The sequence below is a fragment of the Nocardia abscessus NBRC 100374 genome, from assembly GCF_000308455.1.
Classification (GTDB): Bacteria; Actinomycetota; Actinomycetes; order Mycobacteriales; family Mycobacteriaceae; genus Nocardia; species Nocardia abscessus.
Genome location: NZ_BAFP01000139.1, coordinates 235,587 through 260,328 on the forward strand (window position 1 = coordinate 235,587; position 24,742 = coordinate 260,328).

The window sequence follows — 24,742 nt, forward strand, 5'->3', positions numbered from 1 at the left end:
GGGCCGCTGAGCGAGTGGTTCTCGCTCAGCGGCACGGTCAGCGCTTCTTGATGTCGATGACGGGATCGACTGAGGACTTGGCCCTCTTCTCCGCTCGCTTTTCCTTGAGGGACTTCCCGGACTTCTTGGACATCGAGCTGCGCGGAGATTTGTCGGACAAACGTGGTCCTTTGCTCGGAGAACCTGAATGGTCCCGCTGCTGTCGACCGTACGCTACGGAGGCCGATCCGGGTGGGACCGGCGAAATCGGCTACCAGGAACCTCACAGCTGAGCCCCAGCACCGTGGCAGTGTGGCCGCCGAATGTAGTTCGCATGACCGAGACCTCGACCGTCGCGGCGGCGGAACGAACCGAGACCACGGGTGCGCCCGTGCTGGACGTGGTGATACCCGTCTACAACGAAGAGACCGATCTCGGCGTGTGCGTCCGCAGACTGCACGCCTACCTGCGCAACGGGTTCCCGTTCCCGGCGCGCATCACGGTCGCCGACAACGCGAGCACCGACGACACGCTGCAGGTCGCACGGCTGCTCGCCGACGAGCTGGACGACGTGCGAGTCGTGCACCTGGCCGCCAAGGGACGCGGGCGGGCGCTGCGAGCGGTGTGGGAACGCTCGGACGCGCAGGTGGTCGCCTACATGGACGTCGACCTGTCCACCGACCTGAACGCACTGCTGCCCCTGGTCGCACCGCTGATCACCGGGCATTCCGACCTGGCGATCGGCACCCGGCTGGATGCGGCGTCCCGCGTGGTGCGCGGCCCCAAGCGAGAAATCATCTCGCGCTGCTACAACCTGCTGCTGAAAGCCGCACTGCGCGCGCACTTCTCCGACGCCCAGTGCGGCTTCAAGGCGATGCGCACCGACGTCGCGCGCCGCCTGCTGCCGCTGGTGCGCGACGGGGAGTGGTTCTTCGACACCGAATTGCTCGTCCTCGCCGAGCGGGCCGGTCTGCGCATCCACGAGGTCCCGGTGGACTGGATCGATGATCCGGACAGCCGGGTCGACATCGTCGACACCGCGCGCAAGGACTTGCTCGGCATCTGGCGGCTCGGGCGGGCGCTGGCCACCGGCGCGCTACCGCTCGACGAGCTGCGTAGCGCGGCGGGCCGGGAACCCCTGGTGGCCGGGGTGCCGCTGGGCATGGTCGGACAGCTCGTGCGTTTCGCGATCGTCGGCGTATCGAGCACGCTGGCCTATCTGCTGCTCTATGTGGTGCTGCAACCGTTGACCGGCGCGCAGGTGGCGAACTTCGCGGCGCTGCTGATCACCGCGGTGGGCAATACCGCGGCCAACCGGGCCTTCACCTTCGGCGTGCGCGGCTCGAACGGCGCCGTCTCGCACCAGTTCCAAGGTCTGGTGATCTTCGGCATCGGGTTGGCGCTCACCAGCGGGTCGTTGTTCGCGCTGCATCGGTGGGCGCCGGACGCCTCGGTGCACCTGGAATTGTTCGTACTGGTGGTGGCCAATCTGGTGGCGACGCTGTTGCGTTTCGTCGGTCTGCGCTGGGTGTTCCGGGACGGCGCGGGACGCGATCGCTCGGCTGAGCCGGTGGCGTCGGCTATCGCCTCCATCGGTCGTGACGACGAGGGGGACCGTCGATGACAGCGACACTGACCGCGCAGCCGGTCGCCACCGAAACGCGGCCGCAGACCAACCGGAAGTGGGAGTATCCGGCGCTGGCGACGCTACTGCTCGGCACGGCCGTGGCCTATCTGTGCAACCTGAGCGCCAACGGGTGGGGGAACTCCTTCTACTCGGCTGCCGTGCAAGCGGGGTCGGTGTCGTGGAAGGCGTTCTTCTTCGGGTCTTCGGACGCGGCGAACTCGATCACCGTGGACAAACCGCCCGCCTCGCTGTGGTTGATGGAGCTGTCGGTACGGGCGTTCGGGCTCAACAGCTGGAGCATCCTGGTGCCGGAGGTGCTGCTCGGAGTGGCCACCGTGGCGCTGCTGTGGGCGACGGTGCGCAGGCCGTTCGGGCCCGCCGCCGGATTGCTCGCCGGGTCGGCGCTGGCGGTGACGCCCGTCGCGGCACTGATGTTCCGGTTCAACAATCCCGAGGCGCTGTTGGTGTTCTTGATGGTCGCCGCCGCCTGGGCGATGACGCGGGCGGTGGAGGACGGCCGCTGGCGCTGGCTGGTGCTGACCGGCGGCCTGATCGGATTCGGTTTTCTCACCAAACAATTGCAAGTGCTGCTGGTGGTGCCCGCGCTCTCGCTGACCTACCTGATCGCGGGTCCGCCGAAGCTCGGCAAACGCATCACGCAACTCTTCGCGGCCGGCGCCGCGATGGTGGTGGCCGCGGGCTGGTGGCTGCTGGCGGTGGAGCTGTGGCCCACCTCGTCCCGGCCGTGGATCGGCGGCTCGCACGAGAACTCGATCCTGGAACTGACACTCGGCTACAACGGGCTCGGCCGGCTCAACGGCAACGAACGCGGCAGCGTCGGCCCCGCCGGGCGTCCGCCCAGCGGCAGCGCCTCATGGGGCAGTCCTGGTATCACGCGCATGTTCGACCCCACGCAGGGCGGCCAGATCGCCTGGTTGCTCCCCGCCGCCCTGATCGCGCTCGTCGTGGGAATCCTGCTGCGCGGCAGAGCGGCTCGCACCGATCGGCAGCGCGCTTCGCTGGTCCTCTGGGGCGGCTGGCTGCTGGTGACCGGGCTGGTGTTCAGCTTCATGGCCGGCATCTTCCACCAGTACTACACCGTGGCCCTGGCTCCGGCCATCGCCGCACTCGTCGGCGCGGGCGCGGCGCTGACGTGGCGGGAGCGGCATCGGCTGTGGGTGCGGCTGTTGACAGCGCTGGCGGTGGGTCTCACCACAGCGACCGCATGGATGCTGTTGTCCCGCAGTCCCGAATGGCAGTCGTGGCTGCGCTGGACGGTGCTGGTCGTCGGCGTCATCGCGACGCTCGCCGTCCTCTTCCCCGCACCGCGAAAACTGGCCGCCTTGTCGGCGCTGGCGGTCGCGTTCACCTTCCTGGCCGGACCGGCGGCCTACGCGGTTGACACCATAGCCAAGCCGTACACCGGCGCGATCCCCTCGGCGGGCCCCGACGTCGCGACGAGTGGACATCGGCCGTCATGGGGCGAGGTAACGAATGGCACGGCGGGCCGCCCGCAGCGAGACGGGCACGCACCGGGCACTGCAGACGCCAGCACTCCGAACACGACACCGATCGGCTCGGGCAGCAGTGGGGTCGGCAGCCTGCTCGAGGCCGGCAAACCCAGCGCACAGGTGGTGTCGTTGCTCGAGCAGAACGGCGGCGACTACACCTGGGTGGCGGCAGCCATCGGCTCGAACAACGCCGCAGGCTTCCAGCTGCCCACCCAACTTCCCGTGATGCCGGTCGGCGGCTTCAACGGCAGCGACCCCTCACCGACGCTGGAGCAGTTCAAACAATATGTCGCGGAAAGAAAGATCCACTACTTCGTCGGCGGAACCCTCGGCGGACCCGGAACCTCCGAAACCTCCCCTAGCACACAGATCGCCCAATGGGTCCAGGCAAACTTCACCGCCACCCAGGTGGACGGGGTCACCTTGTACGACCTGACCGCCACCCGCTGAAACCGCGCGATGCGGTCGCGGCGCCCTGCATTCCCCGCCGACCGCATCGCCTTCCAGTGTTCAGCGCGACTCCCTGCGCCCGCTGAACACCGCATCCGCACCGACGCCATACCTCGGCGTCGGTGCGGATGGCGTGTGCGAGCCTCGATTCGAGGTGTGCAGAGGGGAGTGTGGATTCGGTCGCCGCTCTTGGCATCCCGCAAAACGCCAGCGATGATGATCGGGATGTGTGACGGCTCCCGGCGGGGAGCCGGGGCCCCGCCACCATCAGGTCACGCGTCCACCGCGAACATTCAGGGAAACAATTGAACGCTCTCATGAAGCTGGCCGTGACGGTGGTCAGCGCACTGGTCGCAACCGCGCTCACCGTCGGATTCGCCGCCACCGCGTCGGCCGCCCCCGCTGAGCGAGCCGAACCGATCGCCGCGGCGACCAGCGAACCCCCACAGGTGACCTACATCAAGGCTTGCCTGCCGCCGGGCGACACCATCGAATTGCGCACGGGAATCGGCGCGGCGATCGGCGCCGCGATCGGCGCGCTCGTCGGCCTGCCCGTCTTCTTCGTCGGCGCGATCCCCGGCGCGATCATCGTCGGCCTGGTCGGGGCCGCCATCGGAGCCTCCTCCTACGCCATCGATTCCGGCCGCCTCGAGCAGCAAGGACTGTGCTGATCAGCGAACCACTCGATCAGCCGCGGATGCCCGCGACGGACAGTCTCGCGTAGGGACGGGATCGCGTCTCCAGGAAAGGGCAAAGGCGTGATCTGGTACGTGACGCTCGCGGGCTCCCGCTCAGCGGGGTGCGTGCAAGGCGGCGTGTAGCGTGGCCGCCCACTGCTCGACGATCCGCTTGCGGCGGGCCGAATCGTCGGTGAGAACGTCGGCGAGACCGAGACCACGCGCCATGTCCAGCGTCGCCTGCACCAGGTGGTGGGCGACCGGATCGGAGTCGTCCACCCTCAGCGCTTCGACCGCGCGGCGGTGCGAGGCGCGCCCGAAGCGAGCCTCCAGCGGAACGATGCGTTCGCGCAGCACCGGATCGGCGGCGGCGTGCGTCCACACTTGCAACGCCGCCTTGAACAGCGGGCTGGTGTAGGACTCCACCAGCCCGGCCACCACCGCCTCGGTGCGCGCGATGCCGTCGCCGAGTTCCACCAGGGTCTCGGCCTCCTGCACCGCCTGCCCGCTGCGCGTGTCGAACATGTACTCCAGCGCGGCGGTGATCAGATCCTCCCTGGTGGGAAAGTGATGCTGCGCCGCGCCGCGCGACACCCCGGCCCGTTCGGCGACCACGGCGACCGTCGCGGCAGCCCAGCCCATCTCGGACAGGCAGTCGATGGTCGCCTCGAGCAGGCGCTGCCGGGTGGCTCGGCTGCGGTCCTGCTTGGGTTCGTGAGGTGTCGCCATGGTGGTTATTCTGCCCAGCTCGGCGAGCGACGCTGCAAAAAGGCCAGCATGCCCTCGTGGACTTCGGGGGTGCCGAAGAAGCTCGCCGAGCGCCGCGCGAGTTCCTCGGCGGAGGCGTCGAACTCGGCGAGGATGCTCGCGTTGACCAACCGTTTGGCCTCGGCCAGCCCCTGCGGGGAACCCTTGCGCACTTCCCCGCACAGCCGAGCGACCTCGGCCGCCGGATCGTCGGCGGTGACGGTGACCAGGCCGATCTCCTTCGCCGCGGCGGCGTCGAACTTCTCGCCGGTCAGGTAGTACCGGCTGGCCGCGCGCGGGCTGAGCCTGGGCAACAGGGTCAGCGAGATCATGAACGGCGCCAACCCGATCCGCACTTCGGTGAGCGCGAAACTGCTGCCCGGCCCGGCCACGACCATGTCGCAACCGGCCACGATGCCCATGCCGCCGGCCCGCACGTTCCCGTCGATCCGCGCGATCACCGGTTTCGGGATCTCCACCAACCGGCGCAGCACCCCGATCATGACCCGGGTGCGCTGGTCGGCGGCCACGGCCGGATCGGCGTCGCTCGCCTCGCTGAGATCCGCGCCCGCGCAGAAGGTGTTGCCGGTGTGCGCGAGCACGATGACGCGCACCGCGTCGTCGGCGGCCGCGTCGTCGAGCCCGCGCAGCAGTTCGGCGACCAGCTTGGACGACAGCGCGTTGCGGTTGTGCGGCGAATCGAGCGTGAGCGTCGCGACGCCGCCGCCGACCTCGTAGCGGACGAACGGACCCGTCTCGGTCATGCGCGGCCTCTCAGTACGACTTGGGCAGGCCCAGCGAGTACTGGGCGACGAAGTTCAGGACCATTTCCCGGCTGACCGGCGCGATGCGGCCGATGCGCGCGGCCGCGAGCATCGCGGCCAGCCCGACGTCCCTGGTCAGGCCGGAGCCGCCGTGGGTCTGGATGGCCTGGTCGAGTGCCTTGATGCTGGCTTCCGCCGCCGCGTACTTCGCCATGTTGGCCGCCTCGGCGGCGCCCATCTCGTCACCGGTGTCGTAGAGGGTGGCGGCCTTCTGCATCATCAGCTTCGCCAGCTCCAGCTCGACCTTCACCTGCGCGAGCGGATGCGAGATGCCCTGGTGCGCGCCGATCGGCGTCTTCCACACCGTGCGCTCCTTGGCGTATTCCACCGCCCGGTCGATGGCGTAGCGGGCCAGGCCGATGGCCATGGCCGCGCCCATGATGCGCTCCGGGTTCAGGCCCGCGAACAGCTGCATCAGCGCCGCGTCCTCCTTGCCGATCAGTGCGGTGGAGGGCAGCCGGACGTCGTCGAGGAACAGGCTGTACTGGTGGTCGGGCTCGATGATGTCCATCTCCTGCGCCGTCTTGGTGAAGCCTTCGGCGTCGGTCGGCACGATGAACAGGGCGGGCTCGAGCTTGCCGGTCTTGTGATCGGAGGTGCGGGACACGATCAGCACGGCCTCGGCCTGGTCGACGCCGGAAATGAAGATCTTGCGGCCGTTGAGGATCCAGTCGTCGCCGTCGCGCCGCGCGGTGGTGGTGATCTGGTGGGAGTTGGAGCCCGCGTCCGGCTCGGTGATGCCGAAGACCATCTTGCCGGAGCCGTCGGCGAGTTTGGGCAGCCATTCCTGCTTCTGCTCGTCGGTGCCGTACTTGGTGATGATGGTGCCGCAGATGGCCGGGGAGACCACCATGAGCAGCAGGCCCGCCCCCTGGGCCGACAGCTCCTCCATCACCAGCGACAGCTCGTACATGCCCGCGCCGCCGCCACCGTACTCCTCGGGCAGGTTCACCCCGAGGAACCCGAGTTTGCCCGCCTCCTGCCACAATTCGTCCAGCGGCTCGTTCTTGCGCGCCTTCGGCAGTACGTAGTCGCGGTAGTTGTACTTCGCGGCCAGCGCGGCGACGGCGGCCCGCAGCGCCTTCTGCTCGTCGGTTTCGATGAAGCTCATCAGTTCTCCTGTGTCTTGCGGGGGCTCCCGCACCCCGTCGGCTCGATGAGCGCTGCGCGATCGTGGCTCATCGCTCCTCCTGTGTTTCCTCGTTGTCGGCGGGTTCGACGACCGCGAGCACGGCGCCGACGTCGACCTGCTGGCCGACGGTGACGTTGACGGCGCTGAGCACGCCCGCGGCGGGCGCGGCGATGGTGTGCTCCATCTTCATCGCCTCCAGCCACAGAATCGGCTGACCCCGTTCGACCTGGCTGCCGACCTCGGCGCCGAGCCGGATCACGCTGCCCGGCATGGGCGCCAGCAGCGAGCCGGTGGCCACCTGGTCGGCCGGGTCGCTGAAGCGCGGCAGCCTGCGCAGGGCCACCGGGCCGAGCGGCGAATCGACGTAGACCTGGTCGCCGTAGCGCGCGACCTCGAATCGCCTGCGCACCGGGCCGCGTTCGCCCGGCACCGACAGCACGACGCGATCGGGCCCCGACTCGACGAGTTCGAGACCGTCGTGGCCGTCCACGGTGACGCCGGTGCGACCGAATCGGTAACCGACCTCGTGCGTCCCGGTGGCGCGACTCTCGTAGGACTTGCGCTGCGACCGCGAGGGCAGATTGCGCCACCCGCTGGGCAGCCCGCCGCCCACTCGCGCGCGGTCGCGGTTCGCGGCGGCGTCGGCGAGCGCGGCGGCCACGATGGACAGCGTCTCGTCGGTCTCCGATACCAGTGGCGCGGCGAGGGTGTCCAGCCCGTGCGTCGCGAAGAACGCGGTGTCGGTGTCACCGGCCAGGAACGCCGGATGACGCAGCACGCGCACCAGCAGGTCCCGGTTGGTGACCAGGCCGTGGATCTTCGCCCGGTGCAGGGCGGCGGCCAGCAATCGCGCTGCCTCGCCGCGTGTCTCGGCGTAGGAGATGACCTTCGCCAGCATCGGGTCGTAGTGCACACCGACCACCGAGCCGTCCACCACGCCGGTGTCCAGCCGCACGCCGGGCCGGTCGAGCAGGTCGAATTCGGTGCGCACCGAGGGGATCTCGATCCGGTGCACCGTTCCGCTCTGCGGCTGCCAGCCCTGCGCCGGGTCCTCGGCGTAGAGCCGGACCTCGATCGAATGTCCGCGCATCGCGGGCGGTTCGGCGGGCAGCGCGCCGCCCGCGGCGACGTCCAGTTGCAGCCGGACCAGATCCAGACCGGTGGTGCACTCGGTGACCGGATGCTCCACTTGCAGACGGGTGTTCATCTCCAGGAAGAAGAACTCGCCCTGTTCGTCGGCGAGGAACTCGACGGTGCCCGCGCCGGTGTAGCCGATCGCGCCCGCCGCGAGGCGCGCCGCCTCGAACAGCCGCGCCCGCATGCCTTCGGTGCGTTCCACCAGCGGCGAGGGCGCCTCCTCGATCACCTTCTGGTGGCGGCGCTGGATGGAGCACTCGCGCTCGCCCACCGCCCAGATAGCGCCGTGCGTGTCGGCCATCACCTGGACCTCGATGTGCCTGCCGGTCTCCAGGTAGCGCTCGCAGAAGACCGTCGGGTCGCCGAACGCGGATTCCGCCTCGCGCCGGGCGCCCTCGATCTGCGGGGCCAGGTCGGCCAGCTCGCGGACCACGCGCATGCCGCGCCCGCCGCCACCCGCCGACGCCTTGATCAGCACCGGCAGGTGCGCCTCGGTGACCTCGGCCGGGTCCAGTTCGGCCAGCACCGGCACTCCGGCGGCGTCCATCATCTTCTTCGAGGCGACCTTCGAGCCCATCTGCTCGATCGCCTCGACCGGCGGGCCGATCCAGACCAGTCCGGCGTCGAGCACGGCCTTGGCGAATTCGGCGTTCTCGGAGAGGAACCCGTACCCGGGATGGATGGCGTCGGCGCCCGCCGCCACCGCGGCCTCGATGATCAGCTCACCGCGCAGATAGGTTTCCGCTGGTGTATTGCCGGGCAGGCGTACCGCGGCGTCCGCCTCGGTGACGTGCGGCGCGGCGGCATCCGCGTCGGAGTACACCGCGACGGTGCCCAGACCCATCCGGCGGCAGGTGGCGAAGACGCGCCGGGCGATTTCGCCCCGATTCGCCACAAGAACGTTCGTGATTTCCATCCGCGGCCTCACATTCGGAAGACGCCGAAGCTGTCGGCGCCTTTGATCGGGGCATTGTGAATGGCCGAGAGGGACATTCCCAATACGGTGCGGGTGTCGCGCGGGTCGATGACGCCGTCGTCGTAGAGCCGCCCGGACATGAACATCGCCAGCGACTCCGCCTCGATCTGCGCCTCTACCATCGCGCGCATCCCGGCGTCGGCCTCCTCGTCGAACGGCAGGCCCTTCGCCTCGGCGGCGGCCCTGCCGACGATCGAGATGACGCCCGCCAGCTGCGCGCCGCCCATGACGGCGGATTTCGCACTGGGCCAGGCGAAGACGAACCGCGGATCGTAGGCCCTGCCGCACATGCCGTAATGACCCGCGCCGTAGGACGCGCCCATCAGCACCGAGATGTGCGGCACCTTCGAATTGGAGACGGCGTTGATCATCATCGCGCCGTGTTTGATGATGCCCTTCTGCTCGTACTCCTTGCCCACCATGTAGCCGGTGGTGTTGTGCAGGAACAGCAGTGGCGTGTTCGTCTTGTTGGCCAGCTGGATGAACTGGGTGGCCTTCTGTGACTCCTCGGAGAACAGCACACCGCGCGCGTTGGCCAGGATGCCGACCGGATACCCGTGCAGCTGCGCCCATCCGGTGACCAGGCTGCTGCCGTAGAGCGGCTTGAACTCGTCGAAATCCGAGCCGTCCACGATGCGGGCGATCACCTCGCGCGGGTCGAACGGGATCTTCAGGTCCGACGGCACGATGCCGAGCAGATCCTCCGGGTCGTAGAGCGGATCGATCACCTCGGCGCGCGGGGCCGGGCCCTGCTTGCGCCAGTTCAGCCGCCTGACGATGGAGCGGCCGATGCGGATCGCGTCCTGCTCGTCCAGCGCGTAGTAGTCCGCGAGGCCGGACACCCGCGCGTGCATGTCGGCGCCACCGAGGGACTCGTCGTCGGACTCCTCACCGGTGGCCATCTTGACCAGCGGCGGACCGCCGAGGAACACCTTGGAACGCTCTTTGATCATCACCACGTGGTCGGACATTCCGGGAATGTAGGCGCCGCCCGCGGTGGAGTTGCCGAACACCAGCGCGATGGTCGGGATGCCCGCCGCCGACGCCTGGGTGAGGTCGCGGAACATCCGGCCGCCGGGGACGAAGACTTCCTTCTGCGTGGGCAGATCCGCGCCGCCGGATTCGACCAGCGAGATCACCGGCAGCCGGTTCTCCCGCACGATGTCGTTGATCCGCAGGGTCTTGCGCAGCGTCCACGGGTTGGAGGTGCCGCCGCGCACCGTCGGGTCGGGCGCGACGATCATGCACTCGACGCCCTCCACGATGCCGATTCCGGCGATGGTGCTGCCGCCGACGTGGAATTCGCTGCCCCAGCCCGCCAGCGGGCACAGCTCCAGGAACGGCGAGTCCTCGTCGACGAGCAGTTCGATGCGCTCGCGCGCGGTCAGCTTGCCGCGCTTGCGATGCCGGGCCAATTTGTCCGGCCCGCCGCCCGCGATGGCCTTGGCGAACTCCGCCTCCACCTCGGCGAGCTTGGCCGTCATGGCGTCGGCAGCCGCTTCGTACTCGGGCGCGGCGGTGTCCAGGGTGCTGCGCAGAACGGTCATTTCTGGTACCCCAATCGCTTCGCCGCCAGTCCGGTGAGGATCTCGGTCGTGCCGCCGCCGATCCCGAGGATGCGCATGTCCCGGTACTGGCGCTCGATTTCGGATTCGCGCATGTAGCCGAGGCCGCCGAACAGCTGGACGGCCTGGTTGGCCACCCACTCGCCCGCCTCCACCGCGGTGTTCTTGGCGAAGCACACCTCGGCGATCAGGTCGGTCTCGCCTTCGGCGCTGCGCTGCACCACGTCGCGGGTGTAGACGCGGGCGACGTCGATGCGCCGCGCCATCTCGGTGACCGTGTTCTGCACCGCCTGCCTGCTGATCAGCGGACGGCCGAAGGTCTCGCGGTTGCGCACCCACTCCAGGGTGAGGTCCAGGCAGCGCTGCGCGCTGGAATACGCCTGCACCGCGAGGCCGACGCGCTCGCTGACGAACGCGCCCGCGATCTGGAAGAAGCCGGAGTTCTCCGGGCCCACCAGGTTCTCCACCGGCACCCGGACGTCCACGTAGGACAGCTCGGCGGTGTCGGAGGCGAGCCAGCCCATCTTGTCCAGCTTGCGGCTGACCGTGAAGCCAGGCGTGTCCTTGTCGACGATGAGCAGCGAGATGCCCCCGGAGCCCGGTCCGCCGGTGCGCACCGCGGTGACCACGAAGTCGGCGCGGACGCCGGAGGTGATGTAGGTCTTGGCGCCGTTGACGATGTAGTGGTCGCCGTCGCGGCGCGCGGTGGTGGTGAGGTGCCCGACATCCGATCCGCCGCCGGGTTCGGTGATCGCCAGCGAGCCGATCTTCGCACCGGCCAGCGTCGGCTTCACCCAGCGCTCGATCTGCTCGGCGTCGCCCGAGGCGATGATGTGCGGCACCGAGATACCGCAGGTGAACAGCGAGGCGAACAGCCCGCCGGACGCACCCGCCTGGTGCATCTCCTCGCAGACGATCATGCCGTCGACGCCGTCGCCGCCGGAACCGCCCACGGATTCCGGGAACTGCACGCCGAGCAGGCCGAGCGCGCCCGCCCTCTTGTGCAGCTCGCGCGGGATCTCCCCGGCGCGCTCCCAGCCGTCCAGGTAGGGCAGGATCTCGCGTTCCACGAAGCCACGCACCGTGGCACGCAGTTCCCGGCGTTCCGGCGTTTCCCAGAGTTTCGTCATGTCAGCAGCTCCACTGGAATGTCGAGGTGACGAGACCGCAGCCATTCGCCGAGTCCCTTGGCCTGCGGGTCGAAGCGGGCCTGATAGGCCACACCCTGACCGAGCAGGCCTTCGATGATGAAGTTCAGCGCCCGCAGATTGGGCAGCACGTGCCGGATGACGGTCAGCGAAGCCGCTTCCGGCAGTAGCTCTTTCACGCGTGCGACGGTGAGTGTGTGCACCAGCCAGCGCCATTGCTCATCGGTGCGCACCCAGACGCCGACGTTGGCGTCACCGCCTTTGTCGCCACTGCGGGCCAGCGCGATCGTGCCCAGCGGCACGCGGCGGGTTTCCCCCGCGGGCAACGGTTCCGGAGCGGGTGGTTCGGCGACCTCGGTGAGTTCGGCCGTCTCCGCAGACGGCGCGACCGCGACGCGGGCGCCATCGGGCAGCACCGCTACATGCGGCACCTCGGCCGCGTCGACGAACCCGGGCGTGAACACGCCGTACGGGGATCCGTTGCCCGGCAGGGTCGTGAAACTGCATCCCGGGTAGCTGGCCAGCGCCAGTTCCACGGCGACATTGGAGAACGCGCGCCCGACCTTGTTCGGGTCCGGGTCACGGACGACGCAGCGCAGCAGTGCGCTGGCCTGCTCCTCGGTCTCCGCGTCCGGCCGGTCCAGGCGTGCCAGGGTCCAGGTCAGCTCGGCGGGGCGGGTCGGCAGCCAGGCTTCCAGCTGGCGTTGCGCCAGTGCCGCTTTCGCTTCGATGTCCAGACCGGTGAGCACGAACTCCATCTCGTTGCGGAATCCGCCGAGGGTGTTCAGCGAGACCTTGAGCCGGGGCGGCGGGGCCGCACCGGTGACGCCGCTGATCCGCACCCGGTCCAGGCCGTCCTGGTCGAGCCGGATGGTGTCCAAGCGAGTCGTCACGTCGGGTCCGGCGTAGCGGGGCCCCTGGATCTCGTACATCAGCTGGGCCTCGACGGTGTCCACGGTGACCGCGCCGCCGGTACCCGCGTGTTTGGTGATGACACTGCTGCCGTCGGCGCGGATCTCCGCGATCGGGAAGCCGGGCCTGCCCAGATCGGCCAGCTCGGTGAAGAAGGCGTAGTTTCCGCCGGTGGCCTGGGTACCGCATTCGATCACGTGCCCGGCCACCACCGCGCCGGCCAGCCGGTCGTAATCCATTCGGCCCCAGCCGAAGTGGGCGGCGGCGGGGCCGACGATCACCGACGCGTCGGTGACCCGGCCGGTGACCACGATGTCCGCGCCCGCGTTCAGGCATTCGACGATGCCCCACGCGCCGAGGTAGGCGTTGGCGGTCAGCGGCGCGCCGAAACCGAGCTCGGCGGCGCGCGCTACCAGGTCGTCGCCTTCCACGTGCGCGATCTTCGCGTCCAGCCCGAAGTCGGCGGCGACTTTGCGCAGCTTTTGCGCCAGGCCCGCCGGGTTCAGGCCGCCCGCGTTCGCCACGATGCGCACCTTGCGCTCCAGCGCGAGCCCGAGGCATTCCTCGATCTGCTTGACGAAGGTCTTGGCGTAGCCGAGGTCCGGGTCCTTCATCCGGTCCCGGCCGAGGATAAGCATGGTCAGCTCGGCGAGATAGTCGCCGGTGAGCACGTCGAGCTGCCCGCCGTCGAGCATCTCGCGCATGGCACTGAGCCGATCACCGTAGAAGCCGGAACAGTTGCCGATCCGGAGCACATCCGGGTCGGCGGCCAGCATACTCATCAGCGGGAATGCCTCCTGTACGGCGGACCGTCAGGATGAGCCGCATGCCGCACCCGTGAAGTCCGCGTTCCGCGACCAGCATCACACCGCGGCAAGAAAAAAGCAAGCATGCGTGCTTGTTAATTGACGACTGAACGACTTGCCCACCCGCACGGCACCGACCGAGCAGGTCGGAGCAAGATAGGCACAGTGTCCAGCGACGTGACCGTGATCATTCTGTTCGCCCTCGCGGGTTTCCTGCTCGGCGGCGCGTACACCACCTGGAAGACGGCCCGGCCGCTATCGATCGCGCTGGGCGTCTGCGCCCTCCTCGCGGCGGGCGGCGCGCTGGCCTGGTGGCTCGCGTAGGGGCGGGCCGAGCGAAGGCTCGGCCGCCTAAGCCTTCGACAAGCGGAAGATCCGCAGGTCATCGGGGACGCCGTTGAGCGGAGCGGCGAAGAAGCTGCGGCGATACGGTTTGACCGCCAAGCCCAGTTCCGCCAGCGTCTCCGGCCGCAACCCTTGCAGCGTGGCCTCGGACAGCATGGTGTTCCCGTTGCCACCCGCCTCCATGACCCGGGCCGCGATCGTGACGTCCACGCCGAGCCAGTCGCCCCCGATCTCACGCGGAGAACCGGTGTGCAAACCGATCCGCATCTGCGGGGTGTAGCCGCGCACCTGGACGTCGGCCAGGTTGCGCCTTGCCGTCACGGCGGCGCGTATCGCCCGGTCCGCCGAAGGGAACACGGCCATCACGCCGTCGCCCATGCGCTTGACCACCTGTCCGCCACGCTCGGCGATCGGCGGCTCGATGGCCTTGGCCACCTTGCGCAGCAGTTCGAGCGTGGCCTCGTCACCGGCCGAGAGCGACCAGCGCGAGAAGGCCACCAGGTCGGTGAACATGACAGTTATTTCCTGGCTACCTTTGCCGCGTCCGACTCGCTCCAACGCCGCCTGCCAGACCTGCAAGGCGCCGAAACCGATTTCGCGCGCCGCGCTCGGCGTGTCGCCGACCAGTTTGTCCGCCGCGCGCGCGACCGCCCGCGCACCGCCCGGCCCGGAAACCGACAGCGGGTCACCGAAAGCGGGATCCCCGGGCAACTGCTGGCGCGCCTTGCGCAGCATGCCGATCAGATCCGCCCGCTGATTGGCCGCGCTCACCAGCGCGGACAGCTGGCCACGGCGGAATCCGCCAGGACGGCGGGGAGGATCGAACTCGTCGGACGGCTCCAACGGAATGACCACCTCGGGCGGTACGCCTCCCTCGGCCTCCGCCCCCGACCCCGGCTCGGCGCCGCCGGAAGGTGTTTCACTCACGCCCCGAGGGTATCTCAGCCGACCAGACGTGGACGTGTTACCGATCATCACCATCTGCCACCTCCGCTGCGAACCTCCGCGAGCACATCGTCGGGCCCGGCGATGGATAACGAGCTGGTTGCTGAATCGAGGCTACTCGGACGAGAACAGGTCTCGGAACCCGCAGGCGGCATAGTTTCCTCGATGTTCACACGCACGATCGGCCCGGCGCGAGAATTCGCACCGGGCCGATCGTCGCACCGTCCGCCGGGCAGTGGCGGGCGGTGGGGCGGAGCGCCGGACCTCCCGACAAGGTCGGCGCCCCTACCACCCGAGTGGCGAGGGAGGGCGACTCGGGTAGCTGGGCGGCTGCCTCGCAGCCGGTCAGGCGTCGCGCTGGTTCACCAAGACCAGGGCCGCGCCGAAGACGATCGCGACGAAGGCGGTGAAGTACAGCAGGCTGCCCCAAGGCCCCCAGTGCCAGTTGGCCGTGGACGCGGCGGAGCTGATGAAGTGGTTCGCGTTCGCGAACGGCAGGAACGGGGTGACATTGCGGCCGAAGCTGCCGAACGCCCCGAGCAGGCCCTCGATGAGCAGCGGCCACAGCACGATCAGCGAGATCGCGGCGGCGGATTGGCGCACCAGCACGCCGACCCCGACCGCGAGCAGCACGCACAGGAACGCGTAGATCGGGATGCCGTAGACCTCGCGCCAGTCGTCCGCGCTGGACAGGGTCAGCGTCGCACCCGCTTCCGGACCGCCCAGGGCCTTGGCCACCAGGTAGGCGAGGAACACCAGGACGAAGGTGAGCACCGCGCCGTACACGCCGACCAGCCCGGCCTTGGTCAGGATGACCTTGGCCCGATGCGGCGTGGCCTGGAACGTCGTGCGGATGATGCCGAAGCGATATTCGCTGGTCACGGTCAGGGTCGCCATGATCATCAGGACCATCACGCCGAAGCCGCTGATTCCGGCCACCGCGGTGGAGACGGTCAGATCGATCGCGCCGTCGGTGCCGTAGGACGCGCGCGCCACCGAGGCGAGCAGCGCGGCCATGCCGAGCGCCAAGGCGACCACGATCGCCGAGCACCACCAGGGCGACCTGGTGGAGGTGAGCTTGATTCGTTCCGCTGCCAGCACGCCCATCAGAGCGCACCTCCCATCACCTGATCGAAGCCTTCACCGTGGTACTGCACGGCGCCACCGGTCATCCGCATGAACGCCTCTTCCAGCGAGGCGCGCTGCGGGGCCAGCTCGAACAGCGTGATCTCGTTCGCGCCCGCCAGCTTGCCGACCGCGTCGCTGGTCACGTTCGCCACCACCAGCGCGGGGCCTTCCGTGCCCGCGCCGTCCTCGCGGACGGTCATGCCGTTCGAGGTGAGCACGCTGCGCAACTGGTCCAGCTGCGGGCTGCGCACCCGCACCGACTGCTCGGAGGCGCGCTCGATGAACTCCTGGGTGGTCGAGTCCGAGATCAGCTTGCCGCGCCCGATCACCACCAGGTGCTCGGCGGTCTGCGCCATCTCCGACAGCAGATGGCTGGAGACCAGCACCGTGCGGCCCTCGGCGGCCAGCCGCTGCATGAACCGGCGGATCCACAGGATGCCCTCCGGGTCGAGGCCGTTGACCGGCTCGTCGAACAGCAGCACCTGCGGGTCGCCCAGCAGCGCGCCGGCCAAGCCGAGCCGCTGCGACATGCCCAGGGAGAAGCCGCCCGCGGACTTGCCCGCCACCTCGGACAGGCCGACCAGCCGCAGTACCTCCTCCACCCGGGACTTGGCGATGTCGTTGGACGCGGCCATCCACTCCAGATGGGCGCGCGCGGAGCGGTTCGGGTGCACCCACTTCGCGTCCAGCAGCGCGCCGACGGCGCGCAGCGGATGGTCCAGTTCGTGGTACGGCTTGCCCTGGATCAGCGCCGTGCCCGCGGTGGGCTTGTCCAATCCGAGGATCATCCGCATGGTGGTCGACTTGCCCGCGCCGTTCGGCCCGAGGAACCCCGTCACCTGTCCGGGGCGAACGGTGAAGGACAGATCCTGTACCGCTACGGTCTGCCCGTAGTGCTTGGTCAGGCCTCTCAGCTCGATCATGCCGCCAGCATTCCGTAAATCGCGTCGGCGCGCGTCGGTAATTAGTGGCGAGTTGGATCATCCTCGAGGATGAGGGCGGTCCCCCAGTTCGCCTTCGGCACCCTAGGGGCATCCCCCCACTCGGTCAGGGCTCGCCGACCGCCGGATGCGCCACGAGAGCGAGCACGGCGCCGAGCGCCGACGCCGCGTCGAGAAGTGCACGCGAGCGGGCCGTGATGTTCGCGTCGCGGGCTGCCAGCGCTGCGGCCACCTCGCCGCGCGGCAGGCCGGGCAGCAGTCTTCGCAGCAGGTCGACGCGGTATCCGGCACTGCGGAGCTGGTGGACGATCCGCGCGTCCCGGACCTGGGCAGGCGAGTACCGCCTCGTTCCCTGTGCGGAGACACGATCCGGAACGACGAGCCCTTCGGCATCCCAATGCCGCAGGGTCGACGGGCGCACGCCCAGCGCGGCGGCGAGTTCGGACACGCTCATCGCGTCCGACGGGCGCACGTCGGCGATCGGCTCGGCGGAGATCGCCGCCGCCGCCCGCTGGGCGAGTTCCAGATCGGCGCGCTCCCGGTGCAGCCTGGCGTGTGCCGCGTCGAGCAGGGCGAGCACCTGGGCGAACGGTCCTTCGTGGACGGCACGAACGATTCGCTTGGCTTCGACCGGGCCGACCCCCGCTGCCAGCGCTCGGTAGGCGAGCGCGGAACGCAAGTGCAGCTCGCCGTATCTGCGATAGCCCGTCGCGGTGCGTATCGCCATGGGCAGAACACCATCGCGCTCGAGGTTGCGGATCTGCTGCACGGAGTACCCGGCACGCCGCGCCACATCGACCGTGCGCATTACGCAGTTGCGAGTTTCCACCCAACTTCCCTGTATATCTCGCTCGAAGTCTCCACAAGCACCTTAATGATTCGCTGGAGCACATGACCATCGACGAGATCATCGCCTTCGTCTCCGCCCTCGACGGAGTCCTGAGCCTCACCCCCGGCCCCGGCGACGGCTCACCCGAAATCAGCTGGGGCGACACCTTCTTCTACTACTCACCCGACGGCGTCGTACCGACGACGACCCAACCTTTCGCGACGATCGTCACGAAGAACTACCCCGGCGACGAGGAATCCCACCTGGACCGCCCGGACACCTTCCGCGTCAACATCAACGCAGGCAAAGAAGCCTTCATCCAATGGACCGGCCACACCCCCCGCGAACCATCCCCAGACCACGACCCAAGCGCGACAGACACGGTCATCCCCCACCCGATCTACAAATCCGCCGGTTGGCTCGCGATCGTGAATCCAGACCAGCGAACCACCGACCCCACACGCGAACTCCTCCAAACGGCATACAACCTCGCACGCTCCCGCTACAAACGCCGCACCTCACCCACCCACGCCTAACCGCTCCGTCAAGCCCACGAGTGGCACATGGTTGCGGCGAAGTGCGAGAAGACCTCTCCACCATGTGCCACTCGCGGGCCCGAGTTTCGTTACAGCGCCGGGGAGGAGGCCTGCGCCCAGAACCGTTTCGGGATGCGCCCGGCCAAGCGGGCGGCGTATCCGGCGCGCACCGCGTCCGCCATGGCGGCGGCCATCAGTTCGGGACGGTGCGCCCTGGTGACGGCGGTGGCCAGGAGCACCGCCGAGCAGCCCAGTTCCATGGCGAGCGCGGCGTCGCTCGCGGTGCCGATGCCCGCGTCCAGGATGACCGGGACCTTCGCGTCCGCGACGATCATCTCGATGTTGTGCGGATTGCCGATGCCGAGGCCGGTGCCGATGGGCGCGCCCAGCGGCATCACCGCCACGCAGCCCGCGTCCTCCAGGCGCCGGGCCAGGACCGGGTCGTCGTTGCTGTAGGGCAGTACGACGAATCCGTCGTCGACGAGTTGTTCGGCGGCGGTGAGCAATTCGATCGGATCGGGCAGCAGGGTGCGCTCGTCGGCGACCACCTCGAGCTTCACCCAGTTGGTGTCCAGCGCCTCGCGCGCCAGCTGCGCGGTGAGCACCGCTTCGGCCGCGGTGCGGCAACCCGCCGTGTTCGGCAGGGGCGCGATGTCCAGCCGTTTCAGCAGGTCGAGCACGCCGGTGCCGCCCGCGGCGTCGATGCGCCGCATGGCCACGGTGGTCAGCTCGGTGCCGGAGGCGATCAGCGCCTCCTCCAGCACAGCGAGGTTCTCCGCGCCGCCGGTCCCCATGATCAGGCGGGAACCGAATTCACGGTCGGCGATCCGCAGTGGGGCGTCGGCCCGCCCGGATGCCGTCGCTGCCTCAGCCACCTTGAACCGCCGTCAGCACCTCGATCTGCCAGCCGCGCCCGACCGGTTCGTCCCAGCGCGACTTGGGAAACACAGCCCCGTCCACCGCGAGCGCGACACCCTGGCACGGCAGGCCGAGGCGGTCCAGCAACTCGCGCACGGTGAGCGGCTCGGCGAACTCGTGCTCGTCGCCGTTCACCGTGACACCGATGGGAACGGATGACAGCGTCATCGGCTTCCTCCTACAGTCGTCGAAAAGCGTTGCGGGTCGGCTACTTCCGCTTCGGGCAGCGTTGCCCCGCCGAGCAGGCTCGCCACCGCGTCCACCGTGAGCGGCAGTGTCAACATGCCGTTGCGGCCGTGTCCGGTGGCCGCGACGATCCGGTCGGTGAGCCGGCCGATCAGCGGCAGGTTGTCGGGGCTGCCCGGCCGGGAGCCTGCGCTCGCCTCGGCGAGTTCGTATTCGCCGATGCCGGGGAACACCGCCTCCGCGTCGGCGATCAGGTCACGGACGCCCGCGACGGTCACCGCGGTGTCGAAACCCGCTTCGTACTGCGTGGCGCCGACGACGATCCCGTCCGCGCGCGGCACCAGATACACCGGCCGTCCGTGCACCCGTGCCCGGATCACCCGGCGCGGCGCCGGAGCGACCCCGGGCCGTTGCCGCAGGCGCAGGATCTCGCCCTTGACCGGGCGGACCGGCAGCTCGGGCCACAACGTCGCCGACGCGGCCCCGGCGGCGAGCACGACTTGGTCGTGCGGAAGTTCCGTCAGCGAGTCTACGGATTCGGCGCGCAGCGTGACGCCCGCCGCCACGGCCGCCTGCCGCAGCGCGCCGACGAGTTTGCGATTGTCGACCGCGGGTTCGGTGGGTGCGAGCAGCCCCGCGCGCACCGTCCTGGCCAGGCTCGGTTCCCGCTCCCGAACTCCGGCGCGGTCCAGAACATGCAGCTCGTGTCCGCGTTCGCCGACCCAGTCGGCGACGGTGCGCAGGTCGGCGGCGTCGGCCGCGTCGAGCGCGACGGTCATGGTCTCGTCGGCCACGAAGACCGGCACCGCGGTCGCGGCCGCCAGCCGGGCGGCGAACTCGGGCCAGCGGGACAGCGAGGCGGCGCCGAACGCGAGCACCCGCTCCTCGCCGGGCCAGCCCTCCGACAGCGGTGCGAGCATGCCCCCGGCCACCCAGGAAGCGCCGGTCGCGACGGCCGGATCGAACAGGGTGACCGACCAACCGGCCTCGGCGGCCCGCCAGGCCGTGGCGAGCCCGACGGCGCCGCCACCGACGACGGCCAGAGTCCGCATCCGATCCACCTGCCTCCTGTTTCGCATCCCCACGGTAGCGCGGCTACCGTCGAAGGCGTGCAACCCTCCCACCCGAATCGACCCGCCTCGCCGCGGGAGCGTCTGGCGAACGCGCGGCTGTATCTCTGCACCGACGCACGCCGGGAGAAGGGCGATCTGGCCAAGTTCGCCGAGGCGGCGTTCGCGGGCGGAGTCGACATCATCCAGCTCAGGGACAAAGGCTCACCGGGCGAGGCGAAGTTCGGCCCGCTGGAGGCCAGGGCCGAACTCGGCGCGCTCGCCGAACTGAAGGCCGCCGCGCGCAGGCGCGGCGGGCTGGTCGCGGTGAACGACCGCGCGGACATCGCGCTCGCCTCGGGCGCCGACGTGCTCCATCTCGGGCAGGGCGACCTTCCGCCCTGGTACGCGCGCCGGATCCTCGGGCCCGACGTGGTGATCGGACGATCCACGCACAATCGCGCGCAGGCCGGGCTCGCCGCGATCGATGAGCACATCGATTACTTCTGCACCGGCCCCATCTGGGCGACCCCCACCAAACCCGGCAGGCAGGCGGCGGGCCCCGAACTGGTCCGCTCGACCGCGGAGGCCCATCCCACCCGGCCGTGGTTCGCCATCGGCGGGATCAACGCCGACAATCTCGCGCAGCTGCTGGAAGCCGGGGCGAAGCGGGTCGTCGTGGTCCGGGCGATCACCGAGGCACGCGATCCGGAGGCCGCGGCGCGCGAGCTGAAAACGGCGCTGCTGGCGAACGCGTGAGCGTCGCGGTCAGGAAAGCACCTGCCCGCGGGTGAACGAAAGCGCGGTCTCCACCGCCGTGTTTCCGTTCGACGCCGGTTCGGCGACCTGCGTGCCCGGCTCGTCGACGATCCTGGCGTAATCGCCCGGCCCGGCCGGATCCGAATGCAGCCAAACGAAACCGAGGTCGGCGAGGTCGAGCGTGCGCGGCAGCGCGGCGGCCACCGCGCGGTCGTCGCCGATCTCGGCGAGCAGCACCCGCGCGGGCGCGGCGCGCAACGTCGGCCAGGACGCGGCGAAGCCGGGGTGCAGCGGACGGGCCTCGACCTCGTCTTCGGGAATCCAGGCCAATTCGGTGCTCTCGCGATTGCCGGTGGTCGGGAGGGTCATGACCGCGTCGGCGACGACGGTCGTGTAGGTCCAGCCGCTCAGCGCCGACGCCGTCACCCGCTCGCCGCGGACCCGGACGTCGGCGGGCTCGATGCCCGCCTCCTCCCACGCCTCGCGGACCGCCGCGTGCACCGGCGTCTCGTGGCTGTCGCGCGCCCCGCCGGGCAACGCCCAGGTCCCGCCTTGATGACTCCAGGGGGCGCGGTGTTGCAGCAGCACCGCCGAGCCGCCGCCGGCGAGCGGAGCGCGCAGGAGAAGTCCGGCGGCGCCGAAGCGACCCCAGTGCCGCAATCCGTCCGGGCCACGCGACCAACCGTCACCGTCACCACGCATCTCGTACCCATCCTCGTCCAGCTACGGCAGTGCCCCACCCCGTTTCCTCCCAACCGGGGGTGTTTCACACGCCGCGGCGCCCGTACGACCACAATAAACTCCGCACCAACACGCACGGGTCGATCGAATTCTCGGTCCAGCCGTCGAGAAATCCGCGCAGGCGGCCCAAACTGGGGAGGTGGACATGGCTAGCTCCGAGCCGACGACGGCCGAAATCCTGCCGTCGTCCGCGCCCGAGCCCGCCGGTCGGGACATTCCGGGCGGGCTGAGCGTCGCGGTGGTGCGCGAACGTCTCGACCTGTCCAACCTGCGTTCGTTCGCCAATTCCTCACCGGGGCGGCTGATCGCGCTCGGCCTGCTGCTCATCGGCCTGTGCCTGGCCGCGGGTTCGGTGACCGCCGCGACGGTGGGTGACCGGCAGCAGGGCTTGGACGTGCTGCTCTACGACACCGAGCCGGACGCGCACTCGGCGCATCGGCTCTACACCTCGCTGTCGATCGCCGACGCCGCCGCCAGCACCGCCTTCATCGCGGGCGGGCTGGAACCGCAGGCGGTGCGCGACCGCTACACGCAGGCCATGGGCGAGGCGGCCGCAGAATTGGTGACTCAATCCGACCGTGCCGTCGGGCCGAACGCGGGCATGGATCCGGATGCCCGGCTGCGAACCGGCATAGTTACCGGCCTGCCGGTGTACTCGGGTCTGGTGGAAACCGCACGAACGAACAATCGCAGCGGATATCCGGTCGGGGCCGCGTATTTGAGTGAGGCGTCCAACCAGATGCAGACGACGCTGCTACCGATGGCCGAGGAATTACACAATCATCGCTCGGCGGCGGTGACCGACGCGCAGCGCAACCACGTGCGCCCACCGTGGCCCGCGATCGGCCTGCTCATCCTCACCCTGGGCGTGCTGGTCTGGGTGCAGCGGGATCTGGCGCGCCGCTGGCGGCGAGTGCTCAATCCGGGCCTGCTGCTCGCATCGGCGGCCATGCTGATCCTGCTGGCGTGGACGGTGATCGCGGGCTCGGTGTCGGCGACGTCGATGATCAGCGCCCGCGACGACGGCGCGGTGCCCTCCTCACGGCTGACCGAGAGCCGGATCCTGGCGCAGCAGGCGCGCGCCGCGGAGACGTTGAAACTGGTGCGCCGGGACGCCACCGGCGACTACGACCGCACCTACGACGCGGACATCGAGCGGCTGGCCGATCTGCTCGGCAACTATCCCGATTCCGCGCCCGCGGCGGGCGAAGTGCGCAACGCCGTTCCGGCGCTGGCTCGCTGGCGGGTGGCGCATCAGCGCATGAACGACGCGCTGGCCAAGGGCGATTTCAACACCGCGGCCGTGATGGCGACCGGTCCCGGCGCCGCGGACGCCACCGTGCAGGTGGAGGCGCTGGACCGTTCGCTCGAGCAAGGAATCACCGCGACCAGGGACACCCTGCGCGACAGGATCTCGCAGGCGGCGCGGGTATTGGATTTCCTGGGCGCCGGAGCGATGGTGCTCGGCATTCTGGCGGCATGCTATGTCGGACTGGGCATGTGGCCCCGGCTTCGGGAGTACCGATGAGATCCGCGCGCGGCATTCTGGGGGCCGTTCTCGTCGTGACGGCGCTGGCGAGCGGCTGTACCAGCGATTCCAGTGCGCCTGCGCCGACCAAGTCGCCCGTCTACACCGATCCGCCGCTGCCCGCCAAAGCCGTTCCGGTGTTCACCGATTCGCCCGTCCCACTGCCGCCGGGCAAACCGCGATGCGGAGACGCGACCGCCAGCCTGCGCCCGACCGGAGCCGGGGCCGCCGCGCGCGGCCCCGCGATCGATGCGATCCGGGCGCGCGGCCGGCTGCTCGTCGGCCTGGACACCGGCAGCAATCTGTTCAGTTACCGCGACCCGGTCTCCGGCGCCATCGTCGGCTTCGACGCCGACATCGCCAGGGAGGTGGCCCGCGACCTGCTCGGCAGCCCGGATCTGATCGAGTTCCGCAGCCTGGGCTCCGCCGAACGCGAGACGGCGTTGCAGAACCGCACCGTCGACCTGGTGGCCAAGACCATGACGATCAATTGCGAGCGCCGCGAGAAGGTCGCCTTCTCCACCGTCTATCTGCACGCGAACCAGCGGGTGCTCGCGGTGAAGAACTCCGGTATCCGCAGTCTGGCCGATCTCGCCGGTCGACGGGTGTGCATCGTTTCCGGCACCACGTCGCTGGAGCACATTCGCCGCGACCAGCCTGCCGCGACCATCCTCACCGTGCCGAGCTGGGCCGACTGCCTGGTCGTCCTGCAGCAGCGCCAGGTGGACGCGGTCAGCACCGACGACGCCGTTCTCGCCGGCTTGGCCGCGCAGGACCCGTACACCGAATTGGTCGGCGGCAGCATCAGCGAGGAGCCGTACGGCATCGGCATCCCCAAGGGCAACGACGATCTCGTCCGTTTCGTCAACGGCACGCTGGAACGCATCCGCAATGACGGCACGTGGGTCGGTCTATACCAGAAGTATCTTCCCTCGCTCGGCCCCGTTCCCGCCCCGCCCGCCCCGACCTATCAGGACTGACGGGCGAATGAGCACACGGCCAGCCCCCGAGCCCGACCCGGACGAGACCGCCACGGGACGGCCCGGTTCGGCCGATGTGTTCGAGGGCGGATTCCCCGGGTCGGCCGGGCATCGCCCGGGTGGAGCCGCGCCGGAAGGACTGCGCGGAGACTACGAGCCGAACGTGAGCGCGGCCGGGCCGTCCGGCCGGATCGAACCGAACCCGGTCGCGGAGGACCGGGACGCCACCGGCAGGCAGGTCGGCCGAACGGAATCGTCGTTCGGCACGGTCGCGTGGAGCCGGGACGCCGATACCACCGGTGGAGACCAGGAACCGCGGATGTCGGCCGACCGCGATTCCGCGAGAGCGACATCGTCCGGAGGCGA

24 protein-coding genes are annotated in these 24,742 nt (G+C 69.7%); 8 read left to right on the forward strand and 16 right to left on the reverse strand.

What is annotated here, in order from left to right; all coding sequences use genetic code 11:
* Positions 1–37: 37 nt before the first annotated feature.
* Positions 38–160 carry a hypothetical protein gene (locus ON19_RS44040; RefSeq protein ID WP_255218417.1) on the reverse strand — a complete coding sequence of 41 codons (123 nt, stop codon included), beginning with the start codon at positions 158–160 and terminating at the stop codon, positions 38–40.
* 153 nt (positions 161–313) lie between these two features.
* On the opposite strand from ON19_RS44040, the gene ON19_RS28685 reads away from it, so the two are divergent.
* From ON19_RS28685 to ON19_RS28695, 3 genes are all read left to right on the forward strand, one after another.
* Positions 314–1,603 carry a bifunctional glycosyltransferase family 2/GtrA family protein gene (locus ON19_RS28685; RefSeq protein ID WP_051169388.1) on the forward strand — a complete coding sequence of 430 codons (1,290 nt, stop codon included), beginning with the start codon at positions 314–316 and terminating at the stop codon, positions 1,601–1,603.
* A complete protein-coding gene (locus ON19_RS28690) occupies positions 1,600–3,567 on the forward strand; it encodes a glycosyltransferase family 39 protein (protein WP_043699426.1) in 1,968 nt (655 codons plus the stop codon). Before ON19_RS28685 ends, ON19_RS28690 begins: the two co-directional genes overlap by 4 nt.
* Positions 3,568–3,872: 305 nt before the next feature.
* Positions 3,873–4,238, forward strand: a complete 366-nt coding sequence (locus ON19_RS28695; protein WP_157229874.1) for a hypothetical protein — start codon at positions 3,873–3,875, stop codon at positions 4,236–4,238.
* A 120-nt stretch (positions 4,239–4,358) separates the two neighbouring features.
* On the opposite strand, the gene ON19_RS28700 is transcribed toward ON19_RS28695, so the two are convergent.
* The 7 genes from ON19_RS28700 to ON19_RS28730 all read right to left on the reverse strand — a co-directional run bounded on the left by ON19_RS28700 (position 4,359) and on the right by ON19_RS28730 (position 13,467).
* The gene (locus ON19_RS28700) at positions 4,359–4,973 is read right to left on the reverse strand and encodes a TetR/AcrR family transcriptional regulator (protein WP_043699432.1); all 615 of its coding nucleotides are present in this window, start codon (positions 4,971–4,973) and stop codon (positions 4,359–4,361) included.
* 5 nt (positions 4,974–4,978) lie between these two features.
* Positions 4,979–5,755, reverse strand: a complete 777-nt coding sequence (locus ON19_RS28705) for an enoyl-CoA hydratase family protein (RefSeq protein WP_043699435.1) — start codon at positions 5,753–5,755, stop codon at positions 4,979–4,981.
* A 10-nt stretch (positions 5,756–5,765) separates the two neighbouring features.
* Positions 5,766–6,926: an acyl-CoA dehydrogenase family protein gene (locus ON19_RS28710; protein WP_043699749.1), complete on the reverse strand. Its 1,161-nt coding sequence runs from the start codon at positions 6,924–6,926 to the stop codon at positions 5,766–5,768.
* A gap of 67 nt (positions 6,927–6,993) precedes the next feature.
* Positions 6,994–9,000 (reverse strand): acetyl/propionyl/methylcrotonyl-CoA carboxylase subunit alpha, encoded by a 2,007-nt coding sequence (locus ON19_RS28715; protein ID WP_043699437.1) that lies wholly within the window; start codon positions 8,998–9,000, stop codon positions 6,994–6,996.
* Positions 9,001–9,008: 8 nt separating this feature from the next.
* Entirely contained in the window at positions 9,009–10,607 is a 1,599-nt protein-coding gene (locus ON19_RS28720) for an acyl-CoA carboxylase subunit beta (protein WP_043699440.1), read from the reverse strand.
* Positions 10,604–11,755, reverse strand: coding sequence for an acyl-CoA dehydrogenase family protein (locus tag ON19_RS28725; RefSeq protein ID WP_043699442.1), 1,152 nt, complete (start codon positions 11,753–11,755; stop codon positions 10,604–10,606). The genes ON19_RS28720 and ON19_RS28725 overlap by 4 nt, the downstream gene beginning before the upstream one ends.
* Positions 11,752–13,467, reverse strand: a complete 1,716-nt coding sequence (locus ON19_RS28730; RefSeq protein WP_043699444.1) for an acyclic terpene utilization AtuA family protein — start codon at positions 13,465–13,467, stop codon at positions 11,752–11,754. Before ON19_RS28730 ends, ON19_RS28725 begins: the two co-directional genes overlap by 4 nt.
* Before the next feature lie 201 nt (positions 13,468–13,668).
* Between ON19_RS28730 and ON19_RS42955 the strand changes: the two genes are divergently transcribed.
* Complete coding sequence (locus tag ON19_RS42955) at positions 13,669–13,815, forward strand: CG2302 family histidine operon protein (RefSeq protein WP_169334228.1); 147 nt, start codon at positions 13,669–13,671, stop codon at positions 13,813–13,815.
* A gap of 27 nt (positions 13,816–13,842) precedes the next feature.
* Here the strand turns inward: ON19_RS42955 and ON19_RS28735 are convergent, their stop codons facing one another.
* The 4 genes from ON19_RS28735 to ON19_RS28750 all read right to left on the reverse strand — a co-directional run bounded on the left by ON19_RS28735 (position 13,843) and on the right by ON19_RS28750 (position 17,658).
* The gene (locus ON19_RS28735) at positions 13,843–14,763 is read right to left on the reverse strand and encodes an adenylate/guanylate cyclase domain-containing protein (RefSeq protein WP_227954500.1); all 921 of its coding nucleotides are present in this window, start codon (positions 14,761–14,763) and stop codon (positions 13,843–13,845) included.
* A gap of 363 nt (positions 14,764–15,126) precedes the next feature.
* Positions 15,127–15,888, reverse strand: a complete 762-nt coding sequence (locus tag ON19_RS28740; RefSeq protein ID WP_043699446.1) for an ABC transporter permease — start codon at positions 15,886–15,888, stop codon at positions 15,127–15,129.
* Complete coding sequence (locus ON19_RS28745; protein WP_043699448.1) at positions 15,888–16,832, reverse strand: ABC transporter ATP-binding protein; 945 nt, start codon at positions 16,830–16,832, stop codon at positions 15,888–15,890. Before ON19_RS28745 ends, ON19_RS28740 begins: the two co-directional genes overlap by 1 nt.
* 124 nt (positions 16,833–16,956) lie before the next feature.
* Positions 16,957–17,658: a MerR family transcriptional regulator gene (locus ON19_RS28750; RefSeq protein WP_043699450.1), complete on the reverse strand. Its 702-nt coding sequence runs from the start codon at positions 17,656–17,658 to the stop codon at positions 16,957–16,959.
* Positions 17,659–17,741: 83 nt separating this feature from the next.
* Between ON19_RS28750 and ON19_RS28755 the strand changes: the two genes are divergently transcribed.
* Positions 17,742–18,215: a DUF6194 family protein gene (locus ON19_RS28755; RefSeq protein WP_043699452.1), complete on the forward strand. Its 474-nt coding sequence runs from the start codon at positions 17,742–17,744 to the stop codon at positions 18,213–18,215.
* An 89-nt stretch (positions 18,216–18,304) separates the two neighbouring features.
* Here ON19_RS28755 and ON19_RS28760 read toward each other — a convergent pair whose 3' ends face one another.
* The 3 genes from ON19_RS28760 to thiO are packed head-to-tail and all read right to left on the reverse strand — an operon-like array spanning position 18,305 to position 20,371.
* The gene (locus ON19_RS28760; RefSeq protein WP_043699454.1) at positions 18,305–19,090 is read right to left on the reverse strand and encodes a thiazole synthase; all 786 of its coding nucleotides are present in this window, start codon (positions 19,088–19,090) and stop codon (positions 18,305–18,307) included.
* Positions 19,083–19,301 carry a sulfur carrier protein ThiS gene (gene thiS, locus ON19_RS28765; protein ID WP_043699456.1) on the reverse strand — a complete coding sequence of 73 codons (219 nt, stop codon included), beginning with the start codon at positions 19,299–19,301 and terminating at the stop codon, positions 19,083–19,085. Before thiS ends, ON19_RS28760 begins: the two co-directional genes overlap by 8 nt.
* Positions 19,298–20,371: a glycine oxidase ThiO gene (gene thiO, locus ON19_RS28770; RefSeq protein WP_157229875.1), complete on the reverse strand. Its 1,074-nt coding sequence runs from the start codon at positions 20,369–20,371 to the stop codon at positions 19,298–19,300. The genes thiS and thiO overlap by 4 nt, the downstream gene beginning before the upstream one ends.
* A gap of 57 nt (positions 20,372–20,428) precedes the next feature.
* Between thiO and thiE the strand changes: the two genes are divergently transcribed.
* Positions 20,429–21,127, forward strand: coding sequence for a thiamine phosphate synthase (gene thiE / locus ON19_RS28775; RefSeq protein ID WP_043699458.1), 699 nt, complete (start codon positions 20,429–20,431; stop codon positions 21,125–21,127).
* A gap of 9 nt (positions 21,128–21,136) precedes the next feature.
* On the opposite strand, the gene ON19_RS28780 is transcribed toward thiE, so the two are convergent.
* The gene (locus ON19_RS28780) at positions 21,137–21,829 is read right to left on the reverse strand and encodes an NUDIX hydrolase (RefSeq protein WP_043699459.1); all 693 of its coding nucleotides are present in this window, start codon (positions 21,827–21,829) and stop codon (positions 21,137–21,139) included.
* A gap of 184 nt (positions 21,830–22,013) precedes the next feature.
* Here ON19_RS28780 and ON19_RS28785 point away from each other — a divergent pair, with 184 nt between their 5' ends.
* Both ON19_RS28785 and ON19_RS28790 read left to right on the forward strand, forming a co-directional pair.
* Positions 22,014–23,396 carry a GlnX family signal transduction membrane protein gene (locus ON19_RS28785; RefSeq protein WP_043699760.1) on the forward strand — a complete coding sequence of 461 codons (1,383 nt, stop codon included), beginning with the start codon at positions 22,014–22,016 and terminating at the stop codon, positions 23,394–23,396.
* Positions 23,393–24,376, forward strand: a complete 984-nt coding sequence (locus tag ON19_RS28790; protein ID WP_043699461.1) for a glutamate ABC transporter substrate-binding protein — start codon at positions 23,393–23,395, stop codon at positions 24,374–24,376. The genes ON19_RS28785 and ON19_RS28790 overlap by 4 nt, the downstream gene beginning before the upstream one ends.
* Positions 24,377–24,742: the final 366 nt, after the last annotated feature.